Origin of the sequence: Pseudomonas sp. B21-054 (assembly GCF_026016345.1) — a bacterium.
In the GTDB taxonomy this organism is placed as follows: Bacteria; Pseudomonadota; Gammaproteobacteria; order Pseudomonadales; family Pseudomonadaceae; genus Aquipseudomonas.
Genome location: NZ_CP087204.1, coordinates 1,355,129 through 1,367,653, shown reverse-complemented (window position 1 = coordinate 1,367,653; position 12,525 = coordinate 1,355,129). Strand labels below are relative to the sequence as shown.

Annotated in this window: 11 protein-coding genes; 5 read left to right on the top strand and 6 right to left on the bottom strand. The window is 59.9% G+C overall.

Going from position 1 to position 12,525, the window contains the following annotated elements:
• The 4 genes from frr to rpsB form a co-directional block, all read right to left on the bottom strand.
• Nucleotides 1-558 (bottom strand): ribosome recycling factor, encoded by a 558-nt coding sequence (frr, locus tag LOY70_RS05985; protein ID WP_123342546.1) that lies wholly within the window; start codon nucleotides 556-558, stop codon nucleotides 1-3.
• A complete protein-coding gene (gene pyrH, locus LOY70_RS05980; RefSeq protein WP_003184915.1) occupies nucleotides 555-1,298 on the bottom strand; it encodes a UMP kinase in 744 nt (247 codons plus the stop codon). The genes frr and pyrH overlap by 4 nt, the downstream gene beginning before the upstream one ends.
• A gap of 213 nt (nucleotides 1,299-1,511) precedes the next feature.
• A complete protein-coding gene (tsf, locus tag LOY70_RS05975; RefSeq protein ID WP_265034159.1) occupies nucleotides 1,512-2,378 on the bottom strand; it encodes a translation elongation factor Ts in 867 nt (288 codons plus the stop codon).
• A gap of 191 nt (nucleotides 2,379-2,569) precedes the next feature.
• Nucleotides 2,570-3,307 (bottom strand): 30S ribosomal protein S2, encoded by a 738-nt coding sequence (gene rpsB / locus LOY70_RS05970; protein ID WP_003198231.1) that lies wholly within the window; start codon nucleotides 3,305-3,307, stop codon nucleotides 2,570-2,572.
• Between the two features lie 447 nt (nucleotides 3,308-3,754).
• Here rpsB and map point away from each other — a divergent pair, with 447 nt between their 5' ends.
• From map to LOY70_RS05950, 4 genes are all read left to right on the top strand, one after another.
• Complete coding sequence (gene map / locus LOY70_RS05965; RefSeq protein ID WP_003184921.1) at nucleotides 3,755-4,537, top strand: type I methionyl aminopeptidase; 783 nt, start codon at nucleotides 3,755-3,757, stop codon at nucleotides 4,535-4,537.
• Nucleotides 4,538-4,581: 44 nt separating this feature from the next.
• Nucleotides 4,582-7,284 carry a [protein-PII] uridylyltransferase gene (locus tag LOY70_RS05960; protein ID WP_265034156.1) on the top strand — a complete coding sequence of 901 codons (2,703 nt, stop codon included), beginning with the start codon at nucleotides 4,582-4,584 and terminating at the stop codon, nucleotides 7,282-7,284.
• 135 nt (nucleotides 7,285-7,419) lie between these two features.
• Nucleotides 7,420-8,619 carry a succinyldiaminopimelate transaminase gene (gene dapC, locus LOY70_RS05955; protein WP_265034154.1) on the top strand — a complete coding sequence of 400 codons (1,200 nt, stop codon included), beginning with the start codon at nucleotides 7,420-7,422 and terminating at the stop codon, nucleotides 8,617-8,619.
• A gap of 202 nt (nucleotides 8,620-8,821) precedes the next feature.
• On the top strand, nucleotides 8,822-9,124 hold the full coding sequence (locus LOY70_RS05950) for an XRE family transcriptional regulator (protein ID WP_092330670.1): 303 nt from the start codon (nucleotides 8,822-8,824) through the stop codon (nucleotides 9,122-9,124).
• A gap of 293 nt (nucleotides 9,125-9,417) precedes the next feature.
• Here LOY70_RS05950 and LOY70_RS05945 read toward each other — a convergent pair whose 3' ends face one another.
• Nucleotides 9,418-9,777, bottom strand: a complete 360-nt coding sequence (locus tag LOY70_RS05945) for a DUF6124 family protein (protein WP_265034152.1) — start codon at nucleotides 9,775-9,777, stop codon at nucleotides 9,418-9,420.
• A 479-nt stretch (nucleotides 9,778-10,256) separates the two neighbouring features.
• Between LOY70_RS05945 and LOY70_RS05940 the strand changes: the two genes are divergently transcribed.
• Nucleotides 10,257-10,652, top strand: a complete 396-nt coding sequence (locus LOY70_RS05940) for a type II toxin-antitoxin system PemK/MazF family toxin (RefSeq protein ID WP_265034150.1) — start codon at nucleotides 10,257-10,259, stop codon at nucleotides 10,650-10,652.
• Nucleotides 10,653-10,659: 7 nt separating this feature from the next.
• On the opposite strand, the gene LOY70_RS05935 is transcribed toward LOY70_RS05940, so the two are convergent.
• Nucleotides 10,660-12,306, bottom strand: coding sequence for a Na+/H+ antiporter (locus LOY70_RS05935; protein WP_265034148.1), 1,647 nt, complete (start codon nucleotides 12,304-12,306; stop codon nucleotides 10,660-10,662).
• Nucleotides 12,307-12,525 lie beyond the last annotated feature (219 nt).

Below are 12,525 nucleotides of genomic sequence, written 5' to 3'. Positions count from 1 at the left end.
TTATACGGCCATCAGGTCTTTTTCTTTCTGCGCCAAATCCGCGTCGATTTTAGCCACGTACTTCTTGGTCAGATCATCAATTTCGCCGGTAGCGCGACGCTCTTCGTCTTCGCTGATTTCCTTTTCCTTGACCAGGTCCTTGAGCTGACTGTTGGCATCACGGCGGATGTTGCGCACGGCAACGCGGGCGTCTTCAGCCACGTCACGAGCCTGTTTGGTGAAGCCCTTGCGGGTTTCCTCGGTCAGGGCCGGCATGGAGATCAGCAGCAGCTCACCCAGGTTGGTCGGGTTCAGGTTCAGGCCGGCACTGCCGATGGCCTTGTCGACCGCGCCCAGCATGTTGCGCTCAAACGCCACGACTTGCAGGGTGCGAGCGTCTTTAACGGTGATGTTGGCCACTTGCTTGATCGGCGTGTCAGCGCCGTAGTACGGCACCATCACACCTTCCAGGATGCTCGGATGCGCCTGGCCGGTACGAATGCGACCGAAGTTGTGCGCCAGGGATTCCAGGGATTTCTGCATGCGCTGTTCAGCGTCTTTCTTGATTTCGTTGATCATTGTTGCGCTTCCTCGATCAGTGTTCCTTCGGCGCCGCCATGCACGATATTCAGCAGGGCGCCAGGCTTGTTCATATTAAAGACACGTAGCGGCATCTTGTGGTCACGGCAAAGGCAGATAGCCGTCAGATCCATTACACCCAGCTTGCGATCCAGCACTTCATCGTAGGTCAGATGATCGAACTTCTCGGCATGCGGGTCTTTGAACGGGTCAGCGGTATAGACGCCGTCGACCTTGGTTGCCTTGAGCACGACATCGGCATCGATCTCGATCGCTCGCAGGCAGGCGGCCGAATCCGTGGTGAAGAACGGATTGCCGGTACCCGCGGCAAAAATCACCACTTCCTTGGCATTGAGGTGACGCATGGCTTTGCGGCGGTCGTAGTGATCGGTCACGCCGACCATGGAAATGGCCGACATGACGATGGCCGAGATATTGGCACGCTCGAGCGCATCGCGCATAGCCAGGGCGTTCATCACAGTGGCCAGCATGCCCATGTGGTCGCCCGTGACCCGATCCATGCCGGCCGCGCTCAGCGCCGCGCCGCGAAACAGGTTGCCGCCGCCGATGACCAGGCCGACCTGAACGCCGATCCCGACCAGCTGGCCGACTTCCAGCGCCATGCGATCCAGCACCTTCGGATCGATCCCGAACTCTTCCGAGCCCATCAGGGCCTCGCCGCTAAGCTTGAGTAGAATGCGTTTATAGCGAGCCTGATAACCACTGCCCTGCTGAGCCATTGCGAATCTCTCCTGCGGCGTATTTTCGAAAATTCTTTTCAGACTGTTTGCAGCCTGCTCTTACTCTAGTCTGGCGCTGACACAGCACCATCGGAACACGGCTTTGTAAGCCAGTTCCGACAGGAAACCAATAGAAATCGGCGTCCCCATCCAAAAAGAGGCTGCGCGCGTTAAGCGGGCAGCCTCTTCAGGGCGACAGTTATAAAAACTGTCTTATTGCTTGGACGCAGCCGCAAGCTGGGCAGCAACTTCATCAGCGAAGTTGTCTACTGGCTTCTCGATGCCTTCGCCCACTTTGAAGTAGGTGAAGGAAACGATTTCAGCGCCGCCTTTCTTGGCCAGTTCACCGACCTTGATTTCAGGGTTCTTGACGAACGCCTGCTCAACCAGGCTCGCTTCAGCCAGGAACTTGGTGATACGACCGGCAACCATTTTTTCAACGATTTCGGCTGGCTTGCCTTTGATCTTGTCTTCGTTGAGCTGCATGAACACAGCTTTTTCACGCTCGATGGCGTCAGCGGAGACTTCCGAAGGCAGCAGGAACTCAGGGTTGCTGGCAGCGACGTGCATCGCGATGTCCTTGGCCAGTTCCACGTTGCCGCCTTTGAGGGCTACAACGACGCCGATCTTGTTGCCGTGCAGGTAAGAACCGACAACGTCACCTTCGATGCGAACCAGGCGACGGATGTTGACGTTTTCGCCTACTTTGGCAACCAGTGCTTCACGCGCCGATTCCTGGGCGGCGATCAGCGGAGCGGCGTCGGTCAGCTTGTCAGCGAAGGCTTTTTCTACGCTGGCAGCAACGAATGCCTTGAAGTCGTCTTGCAGGGCCAGGAAGTCAGTCTGCGAGTTGACTTCAATGATAACGGCAGCCTTGCCGTCTTCCTTGATGCCGATCGCGCCTTCAGCGGCAATGTTGCCGGCTTTCTTGGCAGCCTTGATGGCGCCCGAAGCACGCATGTCATCAATGGCTTTCTCGATGTCGCCGCCAGCCTTGGTCAAGGCCTTCTTGCAGTCCATCATGCCTTCGCCGGTACGCTCGCGCAGTTCTTTGACCAACGCTGCAGTAATCTCTGCCATTTCAAAATCCTCTTGGATAGGTTTTCAACCATTCCACCCGACCGAACGGGCGTTCAATTCTTCCCGAACCACCCTTGTTAGCCGCTGCACGTTACAGATGCTGTAGCTGCGCTGCCGACAAATGGTTTTCGAGGTGGCAAAAAGGGGGCCAAGCCCCCTTTTTGCTTACTGAGTCAACGCCAGGGCGTCACTTACTCAGCGGCTGCTGCCGGAGCTTCTTCAGCGAAGACTTCGGTGCCGCCATTCACGTTGTTGCGACCACGGATCACGGCGTCAGCCATCGAACCCATGTACAGCTGGATGGCGCGAATGGCGTCATCGTTGCCTGGGATGATGTAGTCAACGCCTTCCGGGCTGCTGTTGGTATCGACAACGCCGATGACCGGGATACCCAGCTTGTTGGCTTCGGTGATCGCGATGCGCTCGTGGTCAACGTCGATCACGAACAGTGCGTCAGGCAGACCGCCCATGTCCTTGATACCGCCCAGGGAGCGGTCCAGCTTCTCAAGATCGCGAGTGCGCATCAGCGCTTCTTTCTTGGTCAGCTTGGCGAAAGTACCGTCTTCGGACTGGACTTCAAGGTCACGCAGACGCTTGATGGAAGCGCGAATGGTCTTGAAGTTGGTCAGCATGCCGCCCAACCAGCGGTGGTCGACGTACGGCGAACCGCAACGTGCTGCTTCTTCAGCAACGATCTTGCCAGCGGAACGCTTGGTGCCGACGAACAGAATCTTGTTTTTGCCCTGGGCCAGGCGTTCTACGAAGGTCAGTGCCTCGTTGAACATCGGCAGGGTTTTTTCAAGGTTGATGATGTGGATCTTGTTACGCGCGCCGAAAATGTACTTGCCCATTTTCGGGTTCCAGTAACGGGTCTGGTGACCGAAGTGCACACCGGCCTTCAGCATATCGCGCATGTTGACTTGGGACATGATAGTTCCTTGATAAGTCGGGTTTGGCCTCCACGTATCCCAATGACCAACCAGCGGCCTATATAAGCCGAGGCACCCAGGTCATCGTGTCGACACGTGTGTGGATTTAAGCTTGCGGGGTCATCCCCGGAAAGCGGCGCATTTTATACCACAGCAAGGGCGAAAACGGAACATGGATTCTGAAAACCTCTTGTGGCGAGGGGATTTATCCCCGCTGGGACGCGTAGCGGCCCCATACCAGGCGATTCAATCGACTTGATAGACCATGCTGCCTGATTTGGGGCTGCTGCGCAGCCCAACGGGGATAAATCCCCTCACCACAGAGTTCCAGCCTGGAGAGCTCATTGTACTGATCGTCTGTTAGAATCGCGTTTTCAGGGCCGCACGGATCCCCATCCGCCGCCTATTTCGCTTTGAACAGCGCCGTCGAGCGCAGAGAGAGCCTGTATGACTGTCACCCTCAAGACCCCCGAGGACATCGCAAAAATGCGTGTCGCCGGCAAACTCGCCGCCGACGTCCTGGAAATGATTGCCGATTACGTCAAGCCGGGTGTAACCACCGAAGAGCTGGACCGCATCTGCCATGACTACATCGTCAACGAGCAGAAGGCCATCCCTGCTCCGCTCAACTATAAAGGCTTCCCGAAGTCGATCTGCACCTCGATCAACCACGTGGTCTGCCATGGCATTCCCAACGAAAAACCGTTGAAGGATGGCGACACCCTGAACATCGACGTCACCGTCATCAAGGACGGCTACCACGGCGATACCAGCCGCATGTTCCATGTCGGCAACGTGCCGGAGTGGGCTCAGCGCCTGTCGAAAGTCACCCAGGAATGCATGTACATGGCCATCGAGCTGGTGAAACCGGGCTGCCGCCTGGGGGACATCGGCGAGGTGATCCAGAAGCACGCGCAGAAGAACGGCTTCTCGGTGGTGCGCGAATTCTGCGGCCACGGTATCGGCAAGGTGTTTCATGAAGAGCCACAGATCCTGCACTACGGCCGCGCCGGCACCGGCATGGAACTGCAGGCGGGCATGACCTTCACCATCGAGCCGATGATCAACCAGGGTCGCGCCGACACCAAGGTACTGGGCGACGGCTGGACCGCCATTACCAAGGACCGCAAATTGTCGGCCCAGTGGGAACACACCCTGCTGGTCACCGAGACCGGCTACGAAATCTTCACCCTGCGCAGCGACGACACCATCGCCCGCGTTTCCGCCTGACCCGCACACAGTCTTTAGCTATAGATAGAAAGGAAAGCCATTCAATGCCGCAGGTGGATCCCGAACTCTTCGACCGCGGCCAGTTCCAGGCGGAACTGGCCCTGAAGGCAAGCCCCATCTCGGCGTTCAAGAAGGCGATCCGCCAGGCCCATGATGTGCTCGACCAACGCTTTCGCAATGGCCGGGATATCCGTCGACTGATCGAGGACCGCGCCTGGTTCGTCGATAACATCCTGCAAAAGGCCTGGGACCAGTTCGACTGGAGCGAAGACGCCGACATCGCCCTGGTGGCGGTGGGCGGCTATGGGCGCGGCGAACTGCACCCCTACTCCGACATCGACCTGCTGATCCTGCTGGACAGCGCCGATCACGAAGTTTTCCGCGATTCCATCGAGCGGTTCCTGACGCTGCTGTGGGACATCGGCCTGGAAGTCGGCCAGAGCGTGCGCTCGGTGCAGGAATGCGCCGAGGAGGCCCGCGCCGACCTGACGGTGATCACCAACCTGATGGAAAGCCGCACCATCGCCGGCCCCGAGCGCCTGCGCCAGCGCATGCTCGATGTCACCAGCACGGCGCACATGTGGCCGAGCAAGGATTTTTTCCTGGCCAAGCACGCCGAGCAGAAAGCCCGTCACCATAAGTACAACGACACCGAATACAACCTGGAACCCAACGTCAAGGGCTCGCCCGGCGGGCTGCGGGACATCCAGACGATCCTCTGGGTAGCCCGTCGCCAGTACGGCACGCTAAACCTGCGCGCCCTGGCCGGCGAAGGGTTCCTGGTGGAAAGCGAAAATGCCTTGCTGGCCTCGTCCCAGGAATTCCTGTGGAAGGTCCGCTACGCCCTGCACATGCTCGCCGGGCGCTCCGAGGATCGCCTGCTGTTTGATCACCAACGCTCCATCGCCGGCCTGTTGGGTTTCGAAGGGCAGGATGCCAAGCAGTCCATCGAAAACTTCATGCAGCAGTACTACCGCGTGGTGATGAGCATCGCCCAGCTCAGCGAGCTGATCATCCAGCACTTCGAGGAAGTCATCCTCGCCCCCGAGGACGAAGAGCCGCCGCAGCCGATCAACTCACGCTTCCAACTGCACGACGGCTACATCGAAGCGCGCAACGCCAATGTGTTCCGCCGCACGCCCTTCGCCATGCTCGAGATCTTCGTGCTCATGGCCCAGCAGCCGGAAATCAAGGGCGTACGCGCCGACACCATCCGCTTGCTGCGGGAAAACCGTCATCTGATCGATGAAGATTTCCGTCACGACATCCGCAACACCAGCCTGTTCATCGAGTTGTTCAAGTGCAAGATCGGCGTGCACCGCAACCTGCGCCGGATGAACCGCTACGGGATCCTCGGGCGCTATCTGCCGGAGTTCGGTTTCATCGTCGGACAGATGCAGCACGACCTGTTCCACATCTATACGGTCGATGCCCATACCCTGAACCTGATCAAGCACCTGCGTAAGCTGCAGTACACCCAGGTGTCGGAGAAATTCCCGCTGGCCAGCAAGCTCATGGGCAAGCTGCCCAAGCCCGAGCTGATCTACATGGCCGGGCTGTACCACGACATTGGCAAGGGCCGCCAGGGTGACCACTCCGAAATCGGCGCGGTGGATGCCGAGGCGTTCTGTCAGCGCCATCAATTGCCCCTGTGGGATAGCCGGCTGATCGTCTGGCTGGTGCAGAACCACCTGGTGATGTCCACCACCGCCCAGCGCAAGGACTTGTCCGACCCGCAGGTGATCCACGACTTCGCCCAGATCGTCGGCGATGAAACGCGCCTGGATTACCTCTACGTGCTGACCGTGGCCGACATCAACGCCACCAACCCGAGCCTGTGGAACTCCTGGCGCGCCAGCCTGTTGCGCCAGCTCTACACCGAGACCAAGCGGGCCTTGCGCCGCGGCCTGGAAAACCCGGTGGACCGCGAAGAGCAGATCCGTCGCACCCAAAGCGCGGCCCTGGACATCCTGGTGCGCGGCGGCACCGATCCAGACGATGTCGAGCAGCTCTGGTCGCAATTGGGCGATGACTATTTCCTGCGCCACACCGCCGGCGACGTCGCCTGGCACAGCGACGCGATCTTGCAGCAACCGGCCGATGGCGGGCCGCTGGTGCTGATCAAGGAAACCACCCAGCGCGAGTTCGAGGGCGGCACGCAGATCTTCATCTACGCGCCGGACCAGCACGACTTCTTCGCCGTGACCGTGGCGGCGATGGACCAGCTCAACCTCAACATCCATGACGCCCGGGTCATCACCTCCAGCAGCCAGTTCACCCTCGACACCTACATCGTGCTCGACACCGACGGCGACTCGATTGGCGACAACCCGGCGCGGGTCAAGCAGATTCGCGACGGCCTCACCGAAGCCCTGCGCAACCCGGCGGACTACCCGACCATCATCCAGCGCCGGGTGCCGCGCCAGCTCAAGCACTTCGCCTTTGCGCCCCAGGTGACGATCCACAACGACGCCCAGCGCCAGGTCACCGTGTTGGAACTCAGCGCCCCGGATCGCCCGGGCCTGCTGGCGCGGATCGGCCATATTTTCCTGGAGTTCGATCTGTCGCTGCAAAACGCCAAGATCGCCACCCTCGGCGAACGGGTAGAAGACGTGTTTTTCATCACCGACGCTCACAACCAGCCGCTGTCCGATCCGCAACTGTGCAGCCGCCTGCAGGAGGCCATCGTCCGGCACCTGAGCGTCAACCAGGAACCCGATGCTCACCTGACACGCATCAGCATCTGAACGAACAATCCCCCTCTGTGGGAGCGAGCTTGCTCGCGATAGCGGCGGAACATCCAGCATTGATGCTGCTGACACACCGCCATCGCGAGCAAGCTCGCTCCCACAAGGACCGCGCCCACATTGACGAGGCCCTCGATGAACAACGCTTTGAACCAGTTGCAGCCCTACCCGTTCGAAAAGCTCCGCGCCCTGCTCGGCAGCGTCACGCCCAATTCCGACAAACGCCCCATTGCGTTGTCCATCGGTGAACCCAAGCATCGCTCGCCCAGCTTCGTGGCTGAAGCCCTGGCCAGTAATCTGGAAAAAATGGCCGTGTACCCGACCACCCTCGGCATCCCGGAACTGCGTGAAGCCATCACCGGCTGGTGCGAGCGTCGCTTCAACGTGCCGAACGGCTGGCTGGACCCAGCGCGCCACGTGCTGCCGGTCAATGGCACCCGTGAAGCCTTGTTCGCCTTCACCCAGACCGTGGTCAACCGTGGCGACGACGCCCTGGTGGTCAGCCCGAACCCGTTCTACCAGATCTACGAAGGCGCGGCGTTCCTGGCGGGGGCCAAGCCGCACTACCTGCCGTGCCTGGACGCGAACGGCTTCAACCCGGATTTCGACGCCGTCTCGCCGGACATCTGGAAACGCTGCCAGATCCTGTTCCTGTGCTCCCCGGGCAACCCGACCGGTGCGTTGATCCCGGTGGACGTGCTGAAAAAACTCATCGCCCTGGCTGACAAACATGACTTCGTCATCGCCGCGGATGAGTGCTACAGCGAACTGTACTTCGACGAACAGACCCCGCCGCCAGGGCTGCTCAGCGCCTGCGTCGAACTGGGTCGCCAGGATTTCAAGCGCTGCGTGGTGTTCCACAGCCTGTCCAAGCGCTCCAACCTGCCCGGCCTGCGCTCCGGTTTCGTCGCTGGCGACGCGGACATCCTCAAGGGCTTCCTGCTGTACCGCACCTATCACGGCTGCGCCATGCCGGTTCAGACCCAACTGGCGAGCATCGCCGCGTGGAACGACGAAGTGCACGTACGCGCCAACCGTGCGCTGTACCGGGAAAAATTCGACGCCGTGCTGGAAATCCTCAGCCCGGTGCTGGACGTGCAGCGTCCCGATGGCAGTTTCTACCTGTGGCCAAACGTGGCCGGCGATGATGCAGCGTTCTGTCGCGACCTGTTCGAACAGGAACACGTCACCGTGGTGCCGGGCTCCTACCTGTCCCGCGATGTGGATGGCGTCAACCCGGGCGCCGGGCGCGTGCGCATGGCCCTGGTTGCGCCATTGGCCGAATGCGTGGAAGCGGCGGAGCGGATTCGCGCGTTTATCCAGCGTCGAGGCTGATGGCTGTACCGGGCTGAAGTGGACCGCTGTTGTGGCGAGGGAGCTTGCTCCCGCTGGGCTGCGCAGCGGCCCCAACAGCAACATCCGTACCGGCCACCACCTACCCCTGTACAAATACTCAGTGATGTCTAGGTTGCGCAATGCACCTATTTCGGTACACCTCATTCATAATGGATATCGCGCCATTATGATGAGGTACGGCATGAACAAGCACATCGGATCTGATTTTGACGATTTCCTCGCCGAGCAAGGCATCGCCGAAGAAGTTTCCGCCGCTGCGCTCAAACGCGTTATTGCCTGGCAGATTGCCGAAGCCATGAAGCTTCAGAAAGTGACCAAAAAGGCCTTGGCACAACGGATGCACACCAGTCGCACTGCTGTTGATCGTGCGCTGGATCAGAACGATGCAGGAATGACACTGGCAACGCTTGCCAGCGCGGCGCGTGCGTTGGGTCAGAGGGTGGAAGTGCGGCTGGTTCCTGAGCAGGAAGGGGCTCACGCATAAATGCTGTTGTGGCGAGGGGATTTATCCCCGCTGGGCTGCGAAGCGGCCCCAAAGCAGTCCACTCAATCTGCCTGACACACCGAGGCGCCAGATTTTAGGGCTGCTGCGCAGCCCAGCGGGGATAAATCCCCTCGCCACAGGTCCAGTGTTCTGCCGGGATTTTTGTGTTTGCCTTTCGATTTATCGCGAGCAAGCTCGCTCCCACAGTGGATGGGTGTTGTTCACAAAACCTGTGATCGACACTGCCACCTGTGTGAGCGAGCTTGCTCGCGATGGGGCCGGCACTTACTACATCAGGCCCGAAGCTCTGCCCGATCCAGGCACTTGTTCGCCAGCAACTCCCCCAACTCGATCATCTGCGCCACTCCCAATGCTACATGCCGCCGCGAGCCGTCCAGGTCAAACGCCAGGTCGCTGAGCATCGCATTGGCCGAAGCCAGGGTTTCGCTGAGGTTGGCTAGCAAGGCTTCGGTATCGACACTGTCCACCACCGTGAACAACTGCACCGAGGGCTTGGGGTCTGACTCGCTGTCGTCAGGCTTGAGGTAATGATCCAGCGCACGATCAGCGGCTTCTTGCAGCTTTTCAGGGGCGTAGTCGCCGTAGGGGAAGGTGGAGGCAAGTTTGGGTGAGGTTTGAGATTCTTTGGTCATGAAACTGCTACCTAGAGCTGAGGTATTGGAAACTCTGCACTTAATAGCGCAGAAGTATGTGCTCCTAGGGAAAGTTCGGATTCTCACGTCCGGTCGCTGATTTGGCAGCGACACCCAAAGGCTAGAGCCCTCGCTTCCGACGGACAACCTTAAAAACTTGTCGGAAACTTCGGTGCGTCTGACAGACCGCGACCGCCAGCTCAGACAAGAAAAGAAATAAAACGTACTGAGATACGCGAAGACATTGATTTCGTTGGCTTAGTACACCGACCCATCCCATGCAACACTGTTTCAAGCGTTCAAGCTGGCTTGAATTCGCTATCGCCGGTAGCCATAATCGATCCCGTCACCAGCGAAAGCTGGCAGGAGTCTGGGTCCCTCTCGGGGTTGACCCAGCGGCGCAGAAAGGGCGAAGCAAGCTCAACTGCGCGTCGATTGAAGCCGCCTTCGGGCGGCTTTGCTTTTTATGAGGATAAGGAATGCCTCTCTATTACCATCCCAAGCAAGGCGATGTTCTTCTTTGCGACTTCACGCGGGGCTTTGTTGCTCCTGAAATGCTAAAAATCCGCAAGGTAGTGGTGATCTCTCTTACCGCCACACACAGTCGCAAGCTCTGTACTGTGGTGCCGATTTCCTCCACGGCACCACAAACTCAGCAGGACTGGCACCACCTTCTCCATACCAACCCACGCCAATCCGATGGCTACAAAGAGCTGTGGGTAAAGTGCGACATGATCTATACCGTGAGCTTCGAGCGTTTGGACAAGCTGCACCGAAGGACTCGATCCAAGGGACGAGAGTACTTTGTTCCTCGCCTGGGTTCTGAAGACATGCAAGGCGTGATTGCCGGTGTGAAGGCCTACCTACCGCTCTGACCCCAACCTATTTACCCAACCCCAAATTCGCCTCCGCCAAATCCAACTCCCCCAGCACCTCACGCAACACATCATCGCCAATCTGGTGGTGACGGCTGAGGCGATACAACTCCAGCCGCTGCGCCCGGAAAGCCTTCAAGCGCAGCCGGCGCTCCAGCAGGTCCATTTCGAACGCCAGCGCCTGGGCTTCGGCGGAATCGTTGAACACGTCGAGCTGGTGGCGATACTCGGACATCAGCCGCGCCTTGACCTCGGTCGCCAGCGCCGCCTGGGCTGCATCCGGCGTACTGCCCGCCTCGATCGGTTCTTCCACTTCCAGCGCATGGATCGCCGCTTCAGCGGTTTTGCGCCAGGCCTCGCGGACTTCGTTGCGCCGTTTGTCATCAGGGCTCTTTTCGATGCCCCGCAGCAACAACGGCAAGGCGATGCACGCCGCGATCAGCGACAGCAGAATCACCCCGGCGGCGATGAAGATCAGCAGGTCCCGCTCGGGAAACGCCTCGCCCGCGCCCAACAGCAATGGCACCGACAGCACGCCCGCCAGCGTCACCGCACCGCGCACTCCGCCGAAGGTCAACAGCCAGCATGAACGTGCGTTCGGAACCAAGGTCAGCTCGCCCTGACCACGCCAGCGTCGCAGCAGCCCGGACAGGCGCCAGATACTTTGTACCCAGACAAACCGCAGCACCAGCAACACCAGGAAAATCGCCACTACATCCAGGCAGCGGTAGAACAGCGTTGGCCACAGCGTGGTCTCGAGGTGAGTCACCGCCTTGATGATGTCCGGCAACTGCAGCCCCAGCAGAAGGAAGATCAGGCCGTTGAAAGCGAACTCCAACAGCGACCAGACACTGCGATTGAGCAACCGCGTGCCGGTCTGGCGCGGCAGCAGGTCGAGCCAGCTCTGCATCATCCCCGCCGCCACCGCCGAGAGAATGCCCGAGGCGCCCAAGCGCTCAGCCAGTACATAGGCGGCAAACGGCAGCAGCAACATGAACACCACATGAGTGGCTGGGTCATCCCAACCCCGGGCAATCATCCACGCCCGCAGCCGGCCCAGCAGCCAACTCAGGGCCACGCCGACCAGCAGGCCGCCGACCGCCACCAATACGAACGTCAGGCTCGCACTGGCCAGGGAAAAGACCCCGGTAATGGCCGCCGCCAGGGCGAACTTGAAGGTCACCAGGCCCGACGCATCGTTCATCAGCGCCTCACCCTGGAGCATGTGCATCAGGGGGCCGGGCAAGCGGTCGCGGGCAATCGCCGACACCGCCACCGCGTCGGTCGGCGACAGCACCGCCGCCAGGGCGAAGGCCACTGGCAACGGGATACTCGGCAGCAGCCAATGAATGAAATAACCGGCGCCCACCACGGTGAACAACACCAGCCCCACCGCCAGCGTCAGGATCGGCCCCCGCAGGCGCCACAACTCGCGCTTGGGCATGCGCCAGCCGTCGGAGAACAGCAGCGGCGGCAGGAACAGAAACAGGAACAACTCAGGATCGAGGGCCACGTGCAGGCCCAGGGACGGCCAGGCCAGCAAGGCGCCCGCGCCAATCTGTACCAGCGGCAACGGCAGCGGGATCAACCGTCCGAGCAGGCGCGAAACACCCACCAGCATCAACAGGATCAGGACGGTATAGGCGCTCTGCATAGCGGTTTCCAATGACAGCGACACACATCCGGCAACAGCTTGCCGTTGAAGTGCCATATTAACCGCCTAGGATTAACTTGGCCGTTACACCTATGTCGCAGCCCCACCTCTTGTGGGAGCAAGCTCCCTTCCACAGGTTTTGGTGTGCATCAACCTGGGCCGTCGCGAAACCGTCCGGTCATGGCATAATCCTTCACCTTTTATTTCCAGCACCTGCAA

Coding starts and splice junctions, on each gene's coding strand:
- pyrH (WP_003184915.1), bottom strand. CDS start 1,298: ATGGCTCAGCAGGGCAGTGGTTATCAGGCTCGCTATAAACGCATTCTA.
- dapC (WP_265034154.1), top strand. CDS start 7,420: ATGAACAACGCTTTGAACCAGTTGCAGCCCTACCCGTTCGAAAAGCTC.
- rpsB (WP_003198231.1), bottom strand. CDS start 3,307: ATGTCCCAAGTCAACATGCGCGATATGCTGAAGGCCGGTGTGCACTTC.
- tsf (WP_265034159.1), bottom strand. CDS start 2,378: ATGGCAGAGATTACTGCAGCGTTGGTCAAAGAACTGCGCGAGCGTACC.
- LOY70_RS05950 (WP_092330670.1), top strand. CDS start 8,822: ATGAACAAGCACATCGGATCTGATTTTGACGATTTCCTCGCCGAGCAA.
- LOY70_RS05935 (WP_265034148.1), bottom strand. CDS start 12,306: ATGCAGAGCGCCTATACCGTCCTGATCCTGTTGATGCTGGTGGGTGTT.
- LOY70_RS05960 (WP_265034156.1), top strand. CDS start 4,582: ATGCCGCAGGTGGATCCCGAACTCTTCGACCGCGGCCAGTTCCAGGCG.
- LOY70_RS05940 (WP_265034150.1), top strand. CDS start 10,257: ATGCCTCTCTATTACCATCCCAAGCAAGGCGATGTTCTTCTTTGCGAC.
- frr (WP_123342546.1), bottom strand. CDS start 558: ATGATCAACGAAATCAAGAAAGACGCTGAACAGCGCATGCAGAAATCC.
- map (WP_003184921.1), top strand. CDS start 3,755: ATGACTGTCACCCTCAAGACCCCCGAGGACATCGCAAAAATGCGTGTC.
- LOY70_RS05945 (WP_265034152.1), bottom strand. CDS start 9,777: ATGACCAAAGAATCTCAAACCTCACCCAAACTTGCCTCCACCTTCCCC.